Source organism: Neptuniibacter sp. QD34_54 (assembly GCF_047778055.1).
Lineage (GTDB): Bacteria > Pseudomonadota > Gammaproteobacteria > Pseudomonadales > Balneatricaceae > Neptuniibacter.
Genome location: NZ_CP180546.1, coordinates 3,025,585 through 3,046,432, shown reverse-complemented (window position 1 = coordinate 3,046,432; position 20,848 = coordinate 3,025,585). Strand labels below are relative to the sequence as shown.

The 20,848-nt window shown below is 44.9% G+C and carries 15 protein-coding genes, 2 tRNA genes and 3 rRNA genes; 16 read left to right on the top strand and 4 right to left on the bottom strand.

What is annotated here, in order from left to right; translation table 11 throughout:
* The first annotated feature begins 69 nt into the window (after nt 1–69).
* The 14 genes from ndk (at nt 70) to rrf (ending at nt 14,732) form a co-directional block, all read left to right on the top strand.
* Nucleotides 70–477 (top strand): nucleoside-diphosphate kinase, encoded by a 408-nt coding sequence (gene ndk, locus ACMXYP_RS13830; protein WP_067869919.1) that lies wholly within the window; start codon nt 70–72, stop codon nt 475–477.
* A gap of 78 nt (nt 478–555) precedes the next feature.
* Nucleotides 556–1,689, top strand: coding sequence for a 23S rRNA (adenine(2503)-C(2))-methyltransferase RlmN (rlmN, locus tag ACMXYP_RS13825; RefSeq protein WP_415882216.1), 1,134 nt, complete (start codon nt 556–558; stop codon nt 1,687–1,689).
* 12 nt (nt 1,690–1,701) lie between these two features.
* Complete coding sequence (pilW, locus tag ACMXYP_RS13820; RefSeq protein ID WP_415882215.1) at nt 1,702–2,469, top strand: type IV pilus biogenesis/stability protein PilW; 768 nt, start codon at nt 1,702–1,704, stop codon at nt 2,467–2,469.
* The gene (locus ACMXYP_RS13815; RefSeq protein WP_415882214.1) at nt 2,466–3,461 is read left to right on the top strand and encodes a RodZ domain-containing protein; all 996 of its coding nucleotides are present in this window, start codon (nt 2,466–2,468) and stop codon (nt 3,459–3,461) included. The genes pilW and ACMXYP_RS13815 overlap by 4 nt, the downstream gene beginning before the upstream one ends.
* A 48-nt stretch (nt 3,462–3,509) precedes the next feature.
* On the top strand, nt 3,510–4,745 hold the full coding sequence (hisS, locus tag ACMXYP_RS13810) for a histidine--tRNA ligase (protein WP_415884675.1): 1,236 nt from the start codon (nt 3,510–3,512) through the stop codon (nt 4,743–4,745).
* Between the two features lie 52 nt (nt 4,746–4,797).
* Nucleotides 4,798–5,457 carry a YfgM family protein gene (locus ACMXYP_RS13805; protein ID WP_415882213.1) on the top strand — a complete coding sequence of 220 codons (660 nt, stop codon included), beginning with the start codon at nt 4,798–4,800 and terminating at the stop codon, nt 5,455–5,457.
* Nucleotides 5,458–6,609 (top strand): outer membrane protein assembly factor BamB, encoded by a 1,152-nt coding sequence (gene bamB / locus ACMXYP_RS13800; RefSeq protein ID WP_415882212.1) that lies wholly within the window; start codon nt 5,458–5,460, stop codon nt 6,607–6,609.
* A gap of 87 nt (nt 6,610–6,696) precedes the next feature.
* A complete protein-coding gene (gene der / locus ACMXYP_RS13795) occupies nt 6,697–8,142 on the top strand; it encodes a ribosome biogenesis GTPase Der (protein WP_415882211.1) in 1,446 nt (481 codons plus the stop codon).
* Nucleotides 8,139–8,984 carry a glutamate racemase gene (gene murI, locus ACMXYP_RS13790; RefSeq protein ID WP_415882210.1) on the top strand — a complete coding sequence of 282 codons (846 nt, stop codon included), beginning with the start codon at nt 8,139–8,141 and terminating at the stop codon, nt 8,982–8,984. Before der ends, murI begins: the two co-directional genes overlap by 4 nt.
* A 602-nt stretch (nt 8,985–9,586) precedes the next feature.
* Nucleotides 9,587–11,125: ribosomal RNA gene (locus tag ACMXYP_RS13785) — 16S ribosomal RNA — on the top strand.
* Between the two features lie 68 nt (nt 11,126–11,193).
* Nucleotides 11,194–11,270: transfer RNA gene (locus ACMXYP_RS13780), tRNA-Ile, on the top strand.
* Between the two features lie 24 nt (nt 11,271–11,294).
* Nucleotides 11,295–11,370 (top strand) — tRNA-Ala (locus tag ACMXYP_RS13775).
* A 217-nt stretch (nt 11,371–11,587) separates the two neighbouring features.
* Nucleotides 11,588–14,474 (top strand): 23S ribosomal RNA (locus ACMXYP_RS13770).
* A 142-nt stretch (nt 14,475–14,616) separates the two neighbouring features.
* A 5S ribosomal RNA gene (gene rrf, locus ACMXYP_RS13765) occupies nt 14,617–14,732 on the top strand.
* The 16S, 23S and 5S rRNA genes sit together here with 2 tRNA genes alongside, the layout of an rRNA operon.
* Nucleotides 14,733–14,989: 257 nt before the next feature.
* Here the strand turns inward: rrf and ACMXYP_RS13760 are convergent.
* On the bottom strand, nt 14,990–15,832 hold the full coding sequence (locus ACMXYP_RS13760; protein ID WP_415882209.1) for an HDOD domain-containing protein: 843 nt from the start codon (nt 15,830–15,832) through the stop codon (nt 14,990–14,992).
* Nucleotides 15,833–15,985: 153 nt separating this feature from the next.
* Between ACMXYP_RS13760 and ACMXYP_RS13755 the strand changes: the two genes are divergently transcribed.
* Together ACMXYP_RS13755 and ACMXYP_RS13750 are read left to right on the top strand one after the other, a co-directional pair.
* Nucleotides 15,986–16,483, top strand: a complete 498-nt coding sequence (locus ACMXYP_RS13755) for a hypothetical protein (RefSeq protein WP_415882208.1) — start codon at nt 15,986–15,988, stop codon at nt 16,481–16,483.
* Nucleotides 16,480–17,163 (top strand): tRNA-uridine aminocarboxypropyltransferase, encoded by a 684-nt coding sequence (locus ACMXYP_RS13750; RefSeq protein WP_415882207.1) that lies wholly within the window; start codon nt 16,480–16,482, stop codon nt 17,161–17,163. The genes ACMXYP_RS13755 and ACMXYP_RS13750 overlap by 4 nt, the downstream gene beginning before the upstream one ends.
* Nucleotides 17,164–17,177: 14 nt before the next feature.
* Here ACMXYP_RS13750 and dtd read toward each other — a convergent pair whose 3' ends face one another.
* From dtd to typA, 3 genes are all read right to left on the bottom strand, one after another.
* Complete coding sequence (dtd, locus tag ACMXYP_RS13745) at nt 17,178–17,615, bottom strand: D-aminoacyl-tRNA deacylase (protein WP_415882206.1); 438 nt, start codon at nt 17,613–17,615, stop codon at nt 17,178–17,180.
* A gap of 28 nt (nt 17,616–17,643) precedes the next feature.
* Nucleotides 17,644–18,594, bottom strand: coding sequence for a prolyl aminopeptidase (pip, locus tag ACMXYP_RS13740; protein WP_415882205.1), 951 nt, complete (start codon nt 18,592–18,594; stop codon nt 17,644–17,646).
* Between the two features lie 123 nt (nt 18,595–18,717).
* Nucleotides 18,718–20,529: a translational GTPase TypA gene (typA, locus tag ACMXYP_RS13735; protein WP_415882204.1), complete on the bottom strand. Its 1,812-nt coding sequence runs from the start codon at nt 20,527–20,529 to the stop codon at nt 18,718–18,720.
* Between the last annotated feature and the right edge of the window lie 319 nt (nt 20,530–20,848).

The window sequence follows — 20,848 nt, the reverse complement described above, 5'->3', positions numbered from 1 at the left end:
ATTGTGTTTAGGTATCGCTGTGCTGGTTTTTAGATATTTCTTTTATTTTTAATTTTGGGAGTTAAAACAATGGCTCTAGAACGTACGTTCTCTATCATCAAGCCTGATGCGGTTGCTAAAAATGTAATCGGTAAAATCGTTTCTCGTTTCGAGTCTAACGGTCTTAAAATCGTTGAAATGCAACTAAAACAGCTTTCTAAAGAAGAAGCTGAAGGTTTCTACGCTGAGCACAAAGAGCGTCCATTCTTCGGTGATCTAGTTGAATTCATGACTTCTGGCCCTGTAGTTGTTCAGGTTCTAGAAGGTGAAAATGCAATCGCTCTTAACCGCGAACTTATGGGTGCAACTAACCCACAAGAAGCAGCTGAAGGCACTATCCGTCGTGATTTTGCACAGTCTATCGACGCTAACGCTGTACACGGTTCTGACTCTCCAGCTTCTGCTGAGCGCGAAATCGCATACTTCTTCGGTAAGTAATTACCGTTTGGGCTGTCTGTAATCTAGACTTTTTACAGGCGGCCTGCCTTTGTTACAAAATATGAGTACCTGTCATCCATGACTGAATCCACTAAAAAAGTAAATTTACTCGGTTTGTCTCCAACAAAGATGGAAGCTTTCTTTGAGGAAATTGGGGAAAAGAAATTCCGAGCAACTCAAGTACTGAAATGGATTCATCAGCTTGGTGCTTCTGACTTTGAAGAGATGACAAACATCAGCAAAGCCCTACGTCAAAAATTGGCGGAGGTTGCTGAGATTCGTGAGCCTGAAGTGCTTATGGAAAAAACCTCTAAGGATGGGACGCGTAAGTGGGTTATTCGTACGGAAGGTGGCTCAAGTGTTGAAGCTGTATTAATCCCTGATGGTGAAAGGAAGACACTCTGTGTTTCTTCTCAGGTGGGGTGTTCTCTTGATTGCAGCTTCTGTTCTACAGGTAAGCAAGGCTTTAACAGTAATCTAACAGCGGCTGAAATTATCGGGCAGCTTCGGATTGCGATTCGCTCTTATGGCGATTACAACACGACCTCGCAGCGCGTGGTGTCTAATGTTGTAATGATGGGTATGGGCGAGCCCTTAATGAATTTTGAAAATGTTGTCGATGCGATGACATTGATGATGGAAGATAATGCTTATTGTCTTTCTAAGCGTCGAGTAACTTTATCCACAGCAGGTGTTGTGCCGGCTATTGATAAGTTAAAAGATGTAACAGATGTGTCTTTGGCTGTTTCCCTGCATGCGCCAAATGATGATCTACGAGATATTTTGGTTCCGATTAACCGCCGTTATCCAATCAAAGAATTGGTGGCTGCGTGTAACCGATATCTTGAAAATTTAAATGATAAGCGTGTTATCACTGTTGAATATACTTTGATAAACGGTGTGAATGATAAGCCAGAGCACGCAAAGCAGTTATTAAAAATTCTGCGTAAGATGCCTTCTAAGCTGAACTTGATTCCATTTAATCCGTTCCCGAATTCTGGTTATGAGCGTCCATCGGAAGAAAGAATACTGGCATTTAAAGAAGTAATCGTTCATGGTGGAATTGTAACTACAGTACGACGTACGCGTGGTGATGAGATCGATGCAGCCTGCGGTCAGTTAGTGGGGCAAGTAGCAGATAAAACCAGACGCAGTCAAAAATACATTCCTGTTGTCCAAGAAGAACAGCAGGTGTCGCAAAATACGCAATAAGAGGGATAGCGCGTGAGAGGAATCAAGCTGGTACTCGCTTTATTTATGGTGCTGGTCGTTGCAGGGTGTGCAACTAAAGGCTCCTCAGAAAATAGCGAAAAAAGTCAGGCTCATGAGGCTTATTCCCGCTTAGGGTTTGAATATCTTCAATCAGGTGATACTTCAAATGCTAAAACCTCATTTCAACGGGCGATAGAGATTAACTCGGGTTATGCTGAAGCCCATAATGGCATAGCCTTAGCCTTTCAAATTGAAGGCGACGATGCTTTGGCAGAAAAATATTTCCGCCGAGCTACCGCACTTGAGCCTTCATCAGCAATGATGCACAATAATTTCGGTGCATTTTTATTCGCAAAAGGGCGTTATGAAGAAGCGTGCCAAGCGCTGTCGAGAGCGACTGAAGACCCATTTTACAATCGTCGTTCCCAAGCATTTGAAAATTTAGGCCGTTGTTATCGCTACTTAAATCGCGAAGATGCCGCTAAGCACGCTTTTCAGCGTGCGCTTCAGGTTACAGCTAATAGACCAGTGTCTATGGTTGAGTTATCTGAAATATTGCTTGCTGAAGGAAACTTCCCTGAAGCAGATAAACAGTTTCAAAAATTCTTAGCGCTTGTTGAAAGCCGTAGGGTTGAGCATTACGCTAAAAGCCTTTGGGTTGGTATTCGTCTCGCAAGACAAGAAAGTAATGCATCCCGTGCAGCTACATACGCTTTGATATTGAAAAATTTATTTCCTGAATCAAAAGAGTATCAGGAATATAAGGAGTCCACTCGTTGAGCACAGAACAGCAAGAATGTTTGCCCGAAGTATTGGCAGAAGAGTGGGGCGCGCGTTTAACCACAGCACGTGAAAATCTATCCTTAACTATTGAACAAGTTGCCACAGATCTTAATTTACCTGCACAGTATATAAGTCAACTGGAAGCTTGCAGCTTAGAAGGCTTGCCTAGCCTTGTCTTTGCTAAAGGCTACATCCGTGCTTATGCGAAACTACTCCATCTTGATGATGATCAACTGGTTTCTGAATTTGAAACGATTCATGGTGAGGGTGGCAAAGGTCAAATTCGCCCAGTAAGTCGTGTTCGTCAACAAGTTGAGATGAATCATCCGGTGATGAAAATCTCAACATGGCTTATCGTCATCGCGCTTATAGGTCTAATTCTATGGTGGTGGCAGACTCAGCATGGTGGTTCAATACAAGATCTAACCACTACAGAAGATAGTTCAGCTCCAATAGAGTCTATGCCAACTTCAACTGAAGATGCAGTCGTAGCATTAGATGGTGGGACCGCTCAGTTGGTTTTGCCAAAGTTAGATGATCAGCCAGCATCTGATTCGGTAGAGGAGCAGGTACTTACTGCTGAGCAGTCTGAAGCTGAGCCTGAATATCTCACTGCTGCGGAGATTAAAAAGTTACAAACTGCGATTGAGCAGAATGAAGCTCAAACTACAGAAGAAGTTGATGCGGCGTCTGAGCCTGAGTCAGAACCTGTACCTGTATCTTCTACGGCGGATCTAAGTGAAGTCAATTTTAGTGCCTCTTTTATCGCAGAGTGTTGGGTGTCTATCAAAGATGCCAATGGTAAGACTTTGTTTAATAACTTAAGAGGCAAAGGGCAAAGTCTTAATGTGACTGGTAAGCCCCCGTTGAATGTTTTGATTGGGGCTGCAGATGCTGTATCTAGTGTTAGCTATAACGGTAAAGAACTTAATCTAGATCCACACACACGTAAGAATATTGTCCGCTTGACCCTTCCGGTAGCAGAATAATTTTGAATTAAGGTTTTCGTTTTGGCCAAGATTAAAGCCATTCGCGGGATGAACGACATCCTGCCTGAACAAACGCCAGTATGGCAGTACCTAGAAAAGACAGTTAAAGATGTTTTATCAGCATACGGATATAGTGAAATTCGTATGCCTGTGGTTGAACAAACAAATCTTTTTAAACGCTCTATCGGAGAAGTGACTGATATCGTAGAAAAAGAGATGTATACCTTTGATGATCGAAATGGCGAAAGCTTAACTTTGCGCCCAGAAGGTACTGCAAGTTGTGTCCGTGCAGCAGAAGAGCATGGCTTGTTGTTCAATCAGATGCAGCGCTTTTGGTATCAAGGACCAATGTTCCGTTATGAGCGCCCGCAGAAAGGCCGTTATCGTCAATTTCATCAAATTGGCGTAGAGACCTTTGGTATGGCGTCATCTGATATAGATGCTGAAGTGATCATGCTAAGTGCTCGTTTATGGAAACGTTTAGGTCTTCTCGATTCGGTAACGCTGCAATTAAATTCGCTAGGTAGTAACGAAGCAAGAGCGGATTATAAGGCTGCACTTGTTGAATATTTAGAAGAAAGAAAGGATCAGTTGGACGAAGATAGTTTGCGTCGTCTTGATTCTAATCCACTTCGTATTCTCGACAGTAAAGATCAGAATACTCAAGCGTTACTTGATGCTGCACCTGTGCTTACAGATTATCTTGATCAAGAATCGAAAACCCATTTTGCTGAATTAACCTCAATGTTAGATGAGGCAGGTATCGCCTATGAGATTAATCCTCGTTTAGTGCGTGGTTTAGATTACTATTGCAAAACGGTTTTTGAGTGGGTTACTGAGAAATTAGGTGCTCAAGGAACAGTATGCGCAGGTGGTCGATATGATGGCTTGGTCAAGCAGCTTGGTGGGCGCCCAACACCCGCTGTAGGTTTCGCGATGGGTGTTGAACGCCTGATTCTATTGCTGGAAACCTTAGAGCTGATACCTGAAAGTGTGAAGCAGCCTTTTGATCTTTATGTGGCAGCTGAAGAGAAAGGTATTCAATCACGAATCGTATTATTCGCGGATAAGCTACGTGATCAGTTCCCAGGTTTAAGGGTTCGTATTCACTGTGGTGGTTTAAAAAATATCAGCCAAAAAGCACAGCAAACGGGTGCGCCTATTGTTCTGTTGCTTAAAGCAAACGATAATCAGCAACTTTCTGGCACAATTTGGTATGACAAAGAGCCTTCATTTGATCTTAATGAAGAACAAATTGTCGATAAGATCAGCGGTCTACGATAAGTCTGATTAGTAAAATACGAACGTAAAAGTCTATTAGATACAGGAGTTAATGGTGGCAGAGTTACGCACCGAAGAAGAGCAGGTCCAGGCACTAAAAAACTGGTGGAATGAAAACGGCAAATCCCTAATTTTAGGCGTTGCTGTAGCATTGGCTGCTGTATTGGGATGGAAAGGCTGGCAGGATCAACAGGCAGCTAAAGCTGAAAATGCATCTATTCTGTATCAAAACCTTTTAGAAGCCGTTGTAGGTGCGGTTGGACCTCAACAAGATGAAGCTCAACTAGCTACCGCGACTCACTTGAGCCAGCAGCTAAAAGATGATTATGAAGGCACGGCATATGCTAATTATGCAGCGTTAATAATGGCCCGTGTAGCTGCAGATAATAATGAGCTACCAAAAGCACTAGCGGAGTTGGAGTGGTTGCTTAAAAACCAGCCAACGGAATCTATGTTTATTTTGGCTAACTTACGTAAAGCACGCATTCTTGCTGCTCAAGGTGAAGCAGATAAAGCACTGACGCTTATTGCTAGTGTGCCAGTGGGTGGTTACAAAGTTGCAATTGAAGAACTGAAAGGTGATCTGTATTTGCAACAAGGTGATGCAGATAAAGCTCGCGCAGCATACAAAGTTGCGGTTGCAGCGGCAGGTCAAGAAGGTTCTCGGCCTATTCTGGAAATGAAACTTAATGACTTGGCATCTGAGGATAGCTAAATGAAGAGCCTTGTTCGTGTAACGGCTGTTGGTTTATTAGCAGCTGTTGTAAGTGGTTGCGGATTCTGGGGTGATGACGGGGAAGAGGTTCAACCGACGCCATTAGAATCTTTTGACGCAGAGAAAAAAGTATCGGTGCTTTGGTCGACTTCTGCCGGCTCTGGAATGAAGGGTAAGTTCCATCAGTTTAAACCTGCTATCGATCATGACGCTATTTTTGCAGCCGATGCGGATGGCTCAGTTATGGCTTTCGACCTAGAGACAGGTAAAAAGCGCTGGACGGTTGAGTTAGATTTACCAATTGTTGGTGGAGTTGGTGCTGGATACGGTAAAGTTGCTGTTACTACTGAAGAGGGCGAGTTGATTGTTCTTGCTGCAGACAATGGTAGTGAGCTTTGGCGTGGAAAGGTTAGTTCGGAAGCTACGTCTGCAACTCAGTTTAATGCTGAGCTGGCTGTAGTTCAGCTGATCAACGGCAAAATTGTGGCTTTTGAGGCGAGTACCGGTGACCAGCGCTGGGTATATGATAGCCAAGTACCACGATTGACTCTACGTGGAACTAGTACGCCAATCGTTGCTAGTGATGTAACTTTTGCAGGTCTAGCAAGTGGTAAGCTTGTGGCGTTAGATAACCAAAAAGGTATCCCTATTTGGGAAAATCGTGTTGCTCTTCCACAAGGTCGTTCTGAGCTAGAGCGAATGGTTGATATTGATGGGCGTCCATTGTTGGTCGATGGCATGTTATATGTGACGAGTTATCAAGGTCGTTTAGTTGCTATTAATCCATTTAGAGCTCAAATTGTTTGGGCGCAAGATGTTTCAAGTTACCGCTCAATGGCTGAAGGCTTTGGAAATATCTATGTGAGTGAGGCGGACGATTCAGTTCAGGCTTTCGATAGAGCTAGTAGCGCAAGCGTTTGGCGTCAGACAAAACTCCAATATCGAAATATTACAGCTCCAGTTTCTATCAGCTCTGAAATTGCAGTGGCTGATCGTCAAGGATACATACATTTCCTATCGCAGATTGATGGCCGCTTTATTGCGCGCCATAAACTAGACTCATCAGGAGTCTATGGTGATATGGTCGTGAAAGATGATGTTCTTTACGTGCTGACTAATGGTGGTCGATTAGCTGCCCTAAGTTTGCAGTAATTAGATTATAAATTTTCAGGCGGCTATTTGTTGAGCAGATAGCCGCCGTTTTTGTTTTTGCCTGCACTTAAAGCAGGGGTGAGTAAAATGCTACCGGTAATTGCGCTAGTTGGTCGACCAAATGTCGGCAAGTCTACTTTGTTTAATCGTCTTACTCGTTCTCGAGATGCCTTGGTTGCTGATTTGCCAGGTTTAACCCGTGATAGAAAATACGGTGAAGGTCGATTGGCAAATGAAGAACAGGATTACATTGTTGTTGATACCGGTGGTATTACCGGTGATGAGCAAGGTATTGATTATGAAATGGCAAAACAGTCGCTTCAGGCAGTGGAAGAAGCGGATGTGGTGCTATTCATCGTAGATGGCCGAGCTGGTATTAATCCTGCTGATGAAATGATTGCGAATTACCTTCGTCGCAGTAATAAACCATTCTACCTTGTTGTTAACAAGACTGATGGTCTAAATCCTGATGTGGTTGTCGCTGATTTCTACGAGTTAGGCTTTGGTCAGCCATTCCCGATTGCAGCTTCCCATGGCCGTGGTGTAACTCAATTGATTGAAATGGTTCTTGAAGAGCTTCCTGAAGTCGAGGAAGAAACACAAGAAACCATGGATGAAGTTGATAAGAGTATTAAAATCGCTGTAGTTGGTCGCCCAAATGTAGGTAAATCTACTTTGGTTAACCGAATGCTAGGTGAAGATCGTGTGGTTGTATTCGATAAAGCAGGTACAACGCGCGACAGTGTTTACATTCCTTATATTAGGGATGAGAAAAACTACACCTTAATTGATACAGCGGGTGTTCGTCGTCGTAAGAATATTACAGAAGCGGCAGAAAAGTTCTCTATCGTTAAGACACTGCAAGCAGTTAATGATGCGCATGTCGTTGTATTTGTGATCGATGCTCGAGAAGGTGTGACAGAGCAAGATATGCATATGCTTAGCTTTGTCATCGATAGTGGTCGCTCAATGGTCATTGCACTAAACAAGTGGGATGGCATGACCGGTGAAGAGAAGGCAAAAGTAAAAGAACAAATTGAAAGAAAGCTGGAATTTGCCGATTTTGCGGAAATGCATTTTATATCAGCATTGCACGGCAGCAATGTCGGAAATATGTACGACTCGGTCGATGAAGCATATGAATATGCAATGGCGAAGTGGTCAACGAGTAAATTGACTCGACTACTAGAAGATGTGGTAGCTGATCACCAGCCTCCAATGGTTAAAGGTCGCCGTATTAAATTACGTTATGCGCACCAGGGTGGCTCTAACCCGCCAGTAATTGTGATTCACGGTAATCAGACAAAATCTCTACCCGGTTCTTACAAACGGTACTTAGAAAATAAATTTATTCAGGTACTCGGTATAAAAGGCACACCAATTCGATTTGAATTTAAATCGAGTGAAAACCCCTTTGAAGGAAAGCAAAATCTGCTTAGTAGTCGTCAATTAGCTAAAAAAGAGCGTTTCCGTGATCACGTAAGGCAGTTGAAAAAAGCTAATAAAAAGAAAAAAGCAAAGTACAAAAAATGAGCGACATTTGTAGCCTCCCTATAGGGGTGTTTGATTCTGGTGTAGGTGGACTGACTGTACTAAATGCGCTTAGGGAGCGTTTGCCTTCAGAGAACCTTCTTTACCTAGGCGATACCGCGCGGGTTCCTTATGGAACTAAAAGCGCTGCATCAGTAACCCGGTACGCAGAACAAGCTGCAACGGCACTGGTAGAACGTAAAATAAAATTATTAGTCATTGCTTGTAATACTGCTTCAGCAGTTGCTGTTGAGCCTTTACAGGTAATCTTTCCGCAGCTGGCTGTTATGGGTGTAGTAGGTCCAGGTGCTGAAGCGGGTTGTGAAGTAACACGTAATAACAATATAGGTGTTATTGCAACTGAGAGTACAGTTAATAATCAAGCCTATCAGAATGCAATTCTTAAACTAAATCCTGAAGCATCGGTGTCTGCAGAAGCTTGTTCTTTATTTGTAGCTTTAGCGGAAGAGGGTTGGCATGAAGGTGAGTTGGTTGAGCAGATTGTTGATAAGTGTCTTCAACCACTTAAGCATAGAGGCTTAGCTAAGATTGATACTCTTGTTTTAGGTTGTACACATTTTCCAGCTTTAAAATCCAGTATAGCTGCGGTGATGGGTGAAGAGGTTAGCCTAGTTGATTCTGCTGAAACTACTGCAAAAGCAGTTGAGAGAACATTAACTGAATTGGGATCTCTCAATATATCGTCAGGAAAAGGCGAAGTAGAATTCCTCGTTACAGACGATCCTTTAAGATTTGCTCGAGTCGCATCTAACTTTTTTACCGAGAGTATTGATGTTGGTGAAATACAACTGGTGGATATCCAGCATTTCAGTACACCAGACTAAGATATAATCTATAAAGGCGCTGAAGTAATCAATAGCGTCTTTTTTGTATCTATTAACTAGTATTAATACGCCGTGGGATAGTCCTTGATCGATTGGTGGTGTTTTGCAAGTTTTTTACAACTTTTTTCAGTTTTTTGTAGATTAGCTGTTGACGCATTTTTAGATGTCTGTAGAATTCGCCGTCCTTGCTTAGGGAGGCCGCTTTTTAAGGGGCTGCAGAGCTGAGTGAGGTGCTTGGCAAGTGATTGAAAACATTGGTTTTTAAGATTGCTTGCGGAGTAGGATTCAAAGTCCGGTTGCTGAGTAAAAACTTTTTACGAAATTGCAAAATAAACGGTTGACTTTGAATGAGCGCAAAGTAGAATATGCGCCTCGCTTGAGATGAAACGCTGATTCAGCGGAGAGTCAAGAAAGCAACGCTCTTTAACAATTTGATCAGATAATTCGTGTGGGCGCTTGTTGAGAAGAAGCAAACTTTTTCTAGACAAGCAACCAAGTGAATTCATTTAAAGCGATTTACAAAGGTTTAACGTTCTTAAGAATGTTATCCGGTTGTTTAGTACTAGAGCCCGTTACCACATTCCTGGTAACACAAATGATTTAAACTGAAGAGTTTGATCATGGCTCAGATTGAACGCTGGCGGCAGGCCTAACACATGCAAGTCGAACGGTAACATGACTAGCTTGCTAGTTGATGACGAGTGGCGGACGGGTGAGTAACGCGTAGGAATCTACCCAGTAGCGGGGGATAAGCCAGAGAAATTTGGTCTAATACCGCATACGCCCTAAGGGGAAAGCAGGGGATCTTCGGACCTTGCACTATTGGATGAGCCTGCGTGAGATTAGCTAGTTGGTGAGGTAATGGCTCACCAAGGCGACGATCTCTAGCTGGTCTGAGAGGATGATCAGCCACACTGGAACTGAGACACGGTCCAGACTCCTACGGGAGGCAGCAGTGGGGAATATTGCACAATGGGCGCAAGCCTGATGCAGCCATGCCGCGTGTGTGAAGAAGGCCCTAGGGTTGTAAAGCACTTTCAGCAGTGAGGAAAGGTTAGTAGTTAATACCTGCTAGCTGTGACGTTAACTGCAGAAGAAGCACCGGCTAACTCCGTGCCAGCAGCCGCGGTAATACGGAGGGTGCGAGCGTTAATCGGAATTACTGGGCGTAAAGCGCGCGTAGGTGGATTGGTCAGTCAGATGTGAAAGCCCAGGGCTCAACCTTGGAACTGCACCTGATACTGCCAATCTAGAATACGGTAGAGGGTAGTGGAATTTCCTGTGTAGCGGTGAAATGCGTAGATATAGGAAGGAACACCAGTGGCGAAGGCGACTACCTGGACCGATATTGACACTGAGGTGCGAAAGCGTGGGGAGCAAACAGGATTAGATACCCTGGTAGTCCACGCCGTAAACGATGTCTACTAGCCGTTGGGAGACTTGATCTTTTAGTGGCGCAGCTAACGCGATAAGTAGACCGCCTGGGGAGTACGGCCGCAAGGTTAAAACTCAAATGAATTGACGGGGGCCCGCACAAGCGGTGGAGCATGTGGTTTAATTCGACGCAACGCGAAGAACCTTACCAACTCTTGACATCCAGAGAAGTTACTAGAGATAGTTTCGTGCCTTCGGGAACTCTGAGACAGGTGCTGCATGGCTGTCGTCAGCTCGTGTTGTGAAATGTTGGGTTAAGTCCCGTAACGAGCGCAACCCTTGTCCTTATTTGCCAGCACTTCGGGTGGGAACTCTAAGGAGACTGCCGGTGACAAACCGGAGGAAGGTGGGGACGACGTCAAGTCATCATGGCCCTTACGAGTTGGGCTACACACGTGCTACAATGGCCGGTACAGAGGGCCGCGAACCTGCGAGGGTAAGCTAATCTCAGAAAACCGGTCGTAGTCCGGATTGGAGTCTGCAACTCGACTCCATGAAGTCGGAATCGCTAGTAATCGCGAATCAGAATGTCGCGGTGAATACGTTCCCGGGCCTTGTACACACCGCCCGTCACACCATGGGAGTGGATTGCACCAGAAGTAGCTAGCTTAACCTTCGGGAGGGCGGTTACCACGGTGTGGTTCATGACTGGGGTGAAGTCGTAACAAGGTAGCCCTAGGGGAACCTGGGGCTGGATCACCTCCTTAAACGAAAGCCGATTCTCGGCAAGCGTTCACACGAATTATCTGATCAGAGAAGTTAAGAGCAACGGTGTAGGCTTGTAGCTCAGCTGGTTAGAGCGCACCCCTGATAAGGGTGAGGTCGGTGGTTCAAGTCCACTCAGGCCTACCAATCAATAGCCTTACTGTTTTTCTTGGGGCTATAGCTCAGCTGGGAGAGCGCCTGCTTTGCACGCAGGAGGTCTGCGGTTCGATCCCGCATAGCTCCACCATCATCCTTGAGGATGAGAAGGAAGAGTTTTAAAACATATTGTCGGTTTAGACATTATCTTTTAAAGCTTTTTTGCTTTAAACGCTCTTTAACAATTTGGATTTGATTCATTTGATTTAGATTTAAGACATGTAGTTTTACTGCATGCGCCAATTCGGCGAAATCTATCGTTACTAGCAATACAAGTTACTGTGATTCCAGACGCCTTCGGGTTATATGGTCAAGTGACTAAGCGTGCACGGTGGATGCCTTGGCAGTCAGAGGCGATGAAGGACGTTGTAACCTGCGATAAGGTTCGGGGAGGTGGTAAACAACCTTTGATCCGGACATTTCCGAATGGGGAAACCCACCTATTTATAGGTATCTTTTAACTGAATACATAGGTTATTAGAGGCGAACCTGGGGAACTGAAACATCTAAGTACCCAGAGGAAAAGAAATCAACCGAGATTCCCTAAGTAGCGGCGAGCGAACGGGGACTAGCCCTTAAGCTTTATTAGATTTAACAGAACACTCTGGAAAGTGTGGCCATAGTGGGTGATAGCCCCGTATGTGAAAGGTCTTTTAAAGTGAAATCGAGTAGGACGGCACACGTGAAACGCTGTCTGAATATGGGGGGACCATCCTCCAAGGCTAAATACTCCTGACTGACCGATAGTGAACCAGTACCGTGAGGGAAAGGCGAAAAGAACCCCTGTGAGGGGAGTGAAATAGACCCTGAAACCGTGTACGTACAAGCAGTGGGAGCCGTTTTCGGACGGTGACTGCGTACCTTTTGTATAATGGGTCAGCGACTTACTTTTAGTGGCAAGGTTAAGCATTTGCGGAGCCGTAGGGAAACCGAGTCTTAATAGGGCGTCCAGTCGCTAGGAGTAGACCCGAAACCGAGTGATCTATCCATGGGCAGGTTGAAGATGCAGTAACATGCATTGGAGGACCGAACCGACTGTCGTTGAAAAGCCAGCGGATGACTTGTGGATAGGAGTGAAAGGCTAATCAAACTCGGAGATAGCTGGTTCTCCTCGAAAACTATTTAGGTAGTGCCTCGTGTCTAACCATGGGGGTAGAGCACTGTTTCGGCTAGGGGGTCATCCCGACTTACCAACCCGATGCAAACTCCGAATACCCATGAGTTCAATCACGGGAGACACACGGCGGGTGCTAACGTCCGTCGTGGAAAGGGAAACAACCCAGACCGTCAGCTAAGGTCCCAAAGTTTATGCTAAGTGGGAAACGATGTGGGAAGGCTTAGACAGCTAGGAGGTTGGCTTAGAAGCAGCCACCCTTTAAAGAAAGCGTAATAGCTCACTAGTCGAGTCGGCCCGCGCGGAAGATATAACGGGGCTAAGCATAACACCGAAGCTACGGATGCACTTTGTGCATGGTAGAGGAGCGTTCTGTAAGCTGTTGAAGCGGAAGCTGTAAGGCACCGTGGAGGTATCAGAAGTGCGAATGCTGACATGAGTAACGATAAGGGAGGTGAAAACCCTCCCCGCCGGAAGACCAAGGGTTCCTATCCAACGCTATTCGAGGTAGGGTGAGTCGGCCCCTAAGGAGAGGCTGAAGAGCGTATCCGATGGGAAACAGGTTAATATTCCTGTACTGCTCATAACTGCGATGGGGGGACGGAGAAGGCTAGGCTAGCGCGGCGTTGGTTGTCCGCGTTTAAGATAGTAGGTTTAGAGCTTAGGTAAATCCGGGCTCTTTTAAGACCGAGAATCGATGACGAGGTCCTTTATGGACTGAAGTAGTTGATGCCATGCTTCCAGGAAAATCCTCTAAGCTTCAGGTTATGACTAACCGTACCCTAAACCGACACAGGTGGTCAGGTAGAGAATACTAAGGCGTATGAGAAAACTCGGGTGAAGGAACTAGGCAAAATGGCACCGTAACTTCGGGAGAAGGTGCGCCGGTTTTGGTGATGGGATTTACTCCCTAAGCTGAGGCCGGTCGAAGATACCAGGTGGCTGCGACTGTTTATTAAAAACATAGCACTCTGCAAACTCGAAAGAGGACGTATAGGGTGTGACGCCTGCCCGGTGCCGGAAGGTTAATTGATGGGGTTAGCGCTTGCGCGAAGCTCTTGATCGAAGCCCCGGTAAACGGCGGCCGTAACTATAACGGTCCTAAGGTAGCGAAATTCCTTGTCGGGTAAGTTCCGACCTGCACGAATGGCGTAACGATGGCCACACTGTCTCCACCCGAGACTCAGTGAAATTGAAATAGCTGTTAAGATGCAGTTTACCCGCGGCTAGACGGAAAGACCCCGTGAACCTTTACTACAGCTTCACAGTGGACTTTGACATTACTTGTGTAGAATAGCTGGGAGGCTTTGAAACCCTGTCGCCAGATAGGGTGGAGCCACCTTTGAAATACCAGCCTGGTAATGTTGAGGTTCTAACCCAGTTCCCTAAGCGGGATCGGGGACATTGTGTGGTGGGTAGTTTGACTGGGGCGGTCTCCTCCCAAAGAGTAACGGAGGAGCACGAAGGTACCCTCAGCATGGTCGGAAATCATGCAATGAGCGCAAGAGTAGAAGGGTGCTTGACTGCGAGACAGACACGTCGAGCAGGTACGAAAGTAGGTTCTAGTGATCCGGTGGTTCTGTATGGAAGGGCCATCGCTCAACGGATAAAAGGTACTCCGGGGATAACAGGCTGATACCGCCCAAGAGTTCACATCGACGGCGGTGTTTGGCACCTCGATGTCGGCTCATCACATCCTGGGGCTGAAGCCGGTCCCAAGGGTATGGCTGTTCGCCATTTAAAGTGGTACGCGAGCTGGGTTTAGAACGTCGTGAGACAGTTCGGTCCCTATCTGCCGTGGGCGTTTGAGATTTGAGAAGAGTTGCTCCTAGTACGAGAGGACCGGAGTGAACGAACCTCTGGTGTACCGGTTGTGATGCCAATTGCATTGCCGGGTAGCTACGTTCGGACGGGATAACCGCTGAAAGCATCTAAGCGGGAAGCCTCCTTCAAGATGAGATCTCACTGGGAACTTGATTCCCCTAAAGGGCCGTTGAAGACTACGACGTTGATAGGTTGGGTGTGGAAGCGCTGTGAGGCGTTGAGCTAACCAATACTAATTGCCCGTGAGGCTTGACCATATAACGCCCAAGGCGTTTGGCAAGTGACTTGTAAGATACGTAAGACGATAGAGAGTAACGAATTAGCGCGTAGTTAAGCTACAGTCGATAAACTATCTAGATCAAATAAAAGAAGAATCAGATCTAAGTTGTAACAGTTTTGCTTGGCGACCATAGAGTTGTGGAACCACCTGAATCCATCCCGAACTCAGACGTGAAACGCAACATCGCCGATGGTAGTGTGGGGCTTCCCCATGTGAGAGTAGGTCATCGCCAAGCATTTAATTAAGAGAAAACCCCGGTCACGATGTGATCGGGGTTTTTTCGTTGTGGGTTATAAAATACGGTTAAGAGCGGATAGGCGCTGCTTAGAGCGGATAAAAACGGGTAAAAGCAGATAAGCCCGTCAGGATGAGTTGTCTTAATTAAACCTAATATTAAACTGAATGCTGTCCTTAGCTGTCCTTAGCTGTCCTTAGCTGTCCTTAGCTGTCCTTAGCTGTCCTTAGCTGTCTTTAGCTGTCCTTAGCTGTCCTTTATTGCTGTAGGCTAAGGGTATTTAATATATCTTCTTTAAGGTCTGCGTAATCAAAATCGCTAATCCCAAGGAAATTTAAGATAGGCATAATCTTGACTGGATCTTCTTTTGGATCAGGTATGCGCCAGAAGTGGCGGTAAGCATCGCTGATATCTCGTGCTAAAAGAAGCATGCATAATTTTAAGCGCATCTCTTCTTTCTCATCAGCGGGTTCTTGAAAGGTTTGTTCGTAATAAGGCTGTCTGCTGATGGCTTCTGCAGTTGATTCGCCTATATTCCATTTTCTAGCCAACTCAGCACTTAACTGATAATGACTAACGCCATATAGGGCGAGTTCTTGCTCATTTATCTCAGTGAGGCTTGCTCCATTGAGTTCTCTGAGTTTGTCTTTAAATTCTGGTTTGGCCTGCATTAATAGAGGAATACCACTGTCGTGTAGCATGCCGAGTGTGTAGGTTTCGTCAGGATCTAGGTTGGTAAACTGATTTGCTAAAGCGGCAGTAATACGAGCTACTTCTGTTGCTGTATCCCAGAATCTTTCCATGGGGCCGACGGCGGACAGGCTATTTTTCAATGCTGCTAGTTGTACAATATTGAATACACGCTTGATGCCCAAAAGTGCAACTGCACGCTCAACAGAAGATATCTCGGTTCGTATTCCAAAATATGCTGAGTTAACCGTTGCGATAACTGAGCTATATAAAGCGACATCCTGTTTAATTAAATTACAGATCCCTTTTATATCAGGGTCTGACTGTCTTAGGGCCTCGGTAATACTGATAAGTACCTCTGGACGAGCAGGGATCAGATAACTTGTTGATTGTTCAGAAACAGGAGGCATACAGTCTTTCTCAAATAGTTGTTAAAATACAAGTTACTTTATTCAATGATAGCTGACAATTTTTAATTGTATTCAAAAGCTTAGCTTAGACTAATTATCTGGCTAACATACTTTGTGATTACTTTTAGTTTCACCAGCTAAATGAGGTATCAGATGTTAAATATTGCTGCTTTTACTTTTAATTATGATCAACTGGAAGATAGAATTCTTCTTGTCGGTAATCTGAGTAATGGTCAGCAGAGAATTGATTTTTGGCTCACTCGTAAATTAGTTCTGCGTTTGCTTGATGCTGTTCAAGGCTTGCTAGAAAAGACTGTCACTGAAATAGCAGATGCGCCGGTTCAGCAAAAGATGCATATGGCACAGTTTCATCATCAAGATGCTCAACAAGCACTTCAGGTTCAGCGTGAAAGTGCTCAAGTTATGGCTGAAAGTGCGGTGCTACTAAGTCGTTTGGATATCAGTCATCATGAAGGCCAATATAAGCTTCTATTTTTTTCAGGGGGTGATGAGCCTATCGCGGCTAGTGTCCTAAGTTATCAAGAGCTTCATCAGATATTTCATCTCTTACATCGTGGTGCTGTCGGTTTAGACTGGGGTGTTGCTGCGGAGCTATTCCAATCTTCTAATCAACCTCAAACATTACAATGATTGAAGCTAAACCTTTCATTGCGCGAGGCTCTAAAACAGAGCGTTGTGAGTCGTGCCTATTGTCTATTCGCGCTTGTATTTGTGAGTACAAACTTCAGTACGATGCTTTAGCTAGCTTTTACTTACTTATGCATCATGATGAAACATTCAAGCCTACGAATACTGGGCGATTGATTGAGGACTGTATTGCTGGGACACAGCGATTTAAATGGTCTAGGACAGAGCCTAGTCAGCAGCTGCTTGAGGCAATTAATCATCAGGATATAGATCCTTATATTGTGTTTCCCGAGGGTGATGACTATCAGGAGAGGATGGTTGATTTTGAGCTAAAGCCTGGGAAAAAGCCTGTTTTTATTATACTTGATGGTACTTGGCGACAAGCTAGGCGTATGTTCAGGCATAGTCGTTATTTAGATCACCTCCCCGTTATCCAACCTCGGGTAACTTCTACCTCTCAATATAAGTTGAGAAAGGCTCCTGTTGCTGGTCAATTGTGCACGGCTGAAGTAGCTGCGGAGATGTTAAAGCTGGCCGGGGATCAAAAAGGTGCTGAAATAATGTCAGATTATTTTTCAGTTTTTAATAGCCATTATCGGGCGGCGAGATTAAATCGACCGCTTGATGATGAGGCAGAAGAGAAGAAGAGATTAAAGACCTATCAGCTCTCATCTGAGGTTTGATAGGCCCTGTAAATTTAGCTTTCGAGCCAAAAGGTAACTGGTCCATCATTGGTTAATGAGACGGCCATATTGGCAGCAAAAATACCGGTTTCAACCTCTGTGTGCTGTTGTTTAGCTTGCTTTACAAAGTAGTTATATAGTTTTTCACTATGCTCTGGTGATGCGCCCGAAGAGAAGCTTGGGCGTAGCCCTTTTTTTGTGTCTGCAACAATCGTGAATTGAGAGACTACGAGTAGTCCACCATTGATCTGTTGTAGGTTGAGATTCATTTTTCCTTCTGCATCAGCAAAGATGCGATAGCCAAGTATTTTCTTCAGTAGTTTGTTGGCATCCGCTTCGGTGTCGTCTTTTTCTACACCAAGAAGTAATAGAATGCCTTGGTTGATCTTGCCCACGGTTTCAGCGTTCACTTCAACGCTTGCAGATTTGACTCGTTGGATTAGTGCTTTCATATCCTGTTTTTCTTGTGTCTGTATGTCATTATGCTAATGAGATGGCGAAGTTATCTGTTGCACGAATTAGATTGTCAGTAATACCTGGCTCAAAAGCTGAGTGGCCTGCATCTCGTACGATGTGAAACTCTGATTCTGGTAAAGCGTCATAGAGGGCTTGAGCTTGTTCTATTGGACAAACCATGTCGTAGCGGCCATGTACGATCACTGTTTTGATTTCTTCTATTTTTGAGCAATTATCAATGATTTGGTTAGGCTCTATAAAAGCTTTATTTATAAAGAAATGAGCTTCTATTCTCGCCATCGCAAGTGCTACGTGAGGGTCTGCAAAATGATCAACGATATCGTTGTTTGGGTCTAGAGTGGAACAGCGACCTTCCCAAATAGACCATGCTTTTGCTGCAGACATACGTGCAATCTCATTCGATGAGGTTAAGCGCTTGTAGTAGGCTTTGAGCATGTCCTCACGTTCAGTCCTAGGAATGACCTGCTCGTACTCTTTCCAATAGTCGGGAAAAATAGCGCTCGCACCACGCTGATAAAACCACTGGATATCCTGATCTCGACAAAGAAAAATACCTCTAAGAATCATGCCGGATACGCGATCTGGGTGAGCTTGAGCGTAGAGAAGGCTAAGTGTAGATCCCCACGAACCACCGAATAGTAACCATTTATCCACATTCAAGTGTTTTCTGATTGCTTCCAAGTCTGCTATTAGATCAGTGGTCGTATTGTTTGTGAGATCTGAATGAGGTGTGGATTTACCGCAGCCACGTTGATCAAACAGAATAATTCGATATTTTTCGGGATCAAAAAAACTTCGATGTGCTGGTGCGGTTCCGCCACCGGGGCCGCCATGAATGAATATTGCTGGAATCCCTCGAGGATTGCCACTTTCCTCTACGTAAAGGCTGTGGGTATCAGAAACCTTTAGCTGAAATTCGTTATATGGGTGTATTTCAGGGTAGGGAATGCGCATATGGCCTCCAGCACAGATTGACGTCCTAATTTTAAAGTATAGTGAGCTAGTTGTGTCAGAGCTACGGTATTAGAAAATAAAAAAGGCAGCCCAAGGCTGCCTTTTTAAGATAGAGATATTCTCTTATTTGTTCTTCGCGCGTTTACGTTCGTTCTCTTTAAGAAGCTTCTTACGTAGACGGATGAAGTTAGGTGTAACTTCTACCAATTCGTCATCTTCGATGAAATCCAAAGCTTGTTCCAGAGTGAATTTTACCGGAGGAGTTAGTTGGATGTTTTCATCTGTGCCAGATGCACGTACGTTTGTTAGCTGCTTACCTTTGATTGGGTTAACTGCTAAGTCATTACTACGGCTGTGAATACCTAATAGCATGCCTTCATAAACGTCGATATTTGGTTCGATGCAGAGGCGACCACGGCTCTGTAGGTTCCATAAAGAGTAGCCAAGTGCTTTACCTGTAACCATGGATACAAGTACACCATTATTTCGGCTTTCTACTTCACCTTCTTTAACTGGTCCATAATGATCGAACACGGAAGTCATGATGCCCGTACCAGAAGTCATGGTAAGGAATAGAGAGCGGAAGCCGATTAAGCCGCGAGAAGGAATGATAAAGCTAAGGCGTGAACGGCCTTTGCCGTCTACTTCCATATTGGTCATATCGCCTTTGCGCTTACCAAGCTCTTCGATGATCGCGCCTTGGTGTTCATCTTCAACGTCAATCATTACGTCTTCGTAAGGTTCATGGATTTCGCCATCAACCTCTTTTTGAACTACTTCAGGACGGGATACACCTAGTTCGAAACCTTCGCGACGCATTGTTTCAATCAATACGGAAAGGTGTAGTTCACCTCGACCAGACACTTTGAATTTCTCTGGTGTGTCGCCATCTTCAACGCGTAGGGCAACGTTGTGGATAAGTTCGCGATCTAGACGCTCTTTGATGTTACGGCTAGTTACAAATTTACCGTCCTGACCAGAAAATGGAGAATCGTTAACCTGGAACGTCATGGAAACAGTTGGCTCATCTACGCTTAGCGCAGGTAAGGCTTCAACTTTATCTGGGTCGCAGATTGTGTCCGAAATGTTTAGCGCATCGATACCTGTAACGCAGATGATGTCCCCAGCAGTGGCTGTATCAACTTCAACGCGTTCTAGGCCGTGATAGCCCATGATCTTAAGGATACGACCACTGCGGATAGCGCCTTCGCGGTCAATAACTTTAACCTGAGTGTTAGTTTTGATCGTACCACGGGTAACACGGCCAACACCGATAACGCCTAAGTAGCTGTTATAGTCCAGAGCAGATACTTGCATCTGTAATGGGCCGTCAACATCTACTTTTGGTGGTTCAACATGTTCAACGATTGCTTCGAAAAGAGGCGTCATATCGTCAGACATATCGTCTGGTTCTAGGCCTGCGATGCCGTTTAGTGCAGATGCGTAAACGATTGGGAAGTCTAGCTGTTCATCCGTTGCACCAAGGCTGTCGAAAAGATCGAATACTTGATCGATAACCCAATCTGGACGCGCACCCGGGCGGTCAATTTTATTGATAACAACGATTGGGCGCAGGCCTTGGTCAAATGCTTTCTGAGTTACGAAGCGCGTTTGTGGCATTGGGCCGTCAACAGCGTCAACCAGTAGGCATACACAGTCAACCATGGACAGTACGCGCTCTACTTCACCGCCGAAGTCGGCGTGTCCAGGAGTGTCAACGATGTTGATGCGGTAGTCGTTCCATGTAATGGCAGTATTTTTTGCCAAAATGGTAATGCCGCGCTCTTTCTCCTGGTCATTGGAGTCCATGATGCGCTCAGTGCCTTCATCACGACGGCCTAAAGTGCCGGATTGTGCAAGCAGCTTATCAACCAAGGTTGTTTTACCGTGGTCAACGTGCGCGATGATAGCGATATTTCTTAGCTTTTCGATCACGTGTGTATACCTGTGAGATATTTTTGCGAATGCGGAATTATACGTGTTTATAGAGAAATTACTGCATATTTCTTAATCAATTATGCAGAGTTTTACTTTTTCTTTTTATGAAGAGAATGGTTGAATTGATCTGGGTAAGAATTAAGTTAAAAACAGGCCCATTATAGGTGGGCGTTTTTAATAAGGTTGGAGTATATTATAGACCCATAACGGTGCGTAAAAATTGATTTAACAAGATTTGCACTATTATGGTGCGCTAAAGTTGCTTGTGTTCGATTTTGGTGCGGTGCTTTTGGTGTATTTATGCTGCAAGTGCCTC

Coding starts and splice junctions, on each gene's coding strand:
- ACMXYP_RS13760 (WP_415882209.1), bottom strand. CDS start 15,832: ATGCCTCCTGTTTCTGAACAATCAACAAGTTATCTGATCCCTGCTCGT.
- murI (WP_415882210.1), top strand. CDS start 8,139: ATGAGCGACATTTGTAGCCTCCCTATAGGGGTGTTTGATTCTGGTGTA.
- ACMXYP_RS13755 (WP_415882208.1), top strand. CDS start 15,986: ATGTTAAATATTGCTGCTTTTACTTTTAATTATGATCAACTGGAAGAT.
- ndk (WP_067869919.1), top strand. CDS start 70: ATGGCTCTAGAACGTACGTTCTCTATCATCAAGCCTGATGCGGTTGCT.
- hisS (WP_415884675.1), top strand. CDS start 3,510: ATGAACGACATCCTGCCTGAACAAACGCCAGTATGGCAGTACCTAGAA.
- ACMXYP_RS13750 (WP_415882207.1), top strand. CDS start 16,480: ATGATTGAAGCTAAACCTTTCATTGCGCGAGGCTCTAAAACAGAGCGT.
- rlmN (WP_415882216.1), top strand. CDS start 556: ATGACTGAATCCACTAAAAAAGTAAATTTACTCGGTTTGTCTCCAACA.
- der (WP_415882211.1), top strand. CDS start 6,697: ATGCTACCGGTAATTGCGCTAGTTGGTCGACCAAATGTCGGCAAGTCT.
- pip (WP_415882205.1), bottom strand. CDS start 18,594: ATGCGCATTCCCTACCCTGAAATACACCCATATAACGAATTTCAGCTA.
- dtd (WP_415882206.1), bottom strand. CDS start 17,615: ATGAAAGCACTAATCCAACGAGTCAAATCTGCAAGCGTTGAAGTGAAC.
- bamB (WP_415882212.1), top strand. CDS start 5,458: ATGAAGAGCCTTGTTCGTGTAACGGCTGTTGGTTTATTAGCAGCTGTT.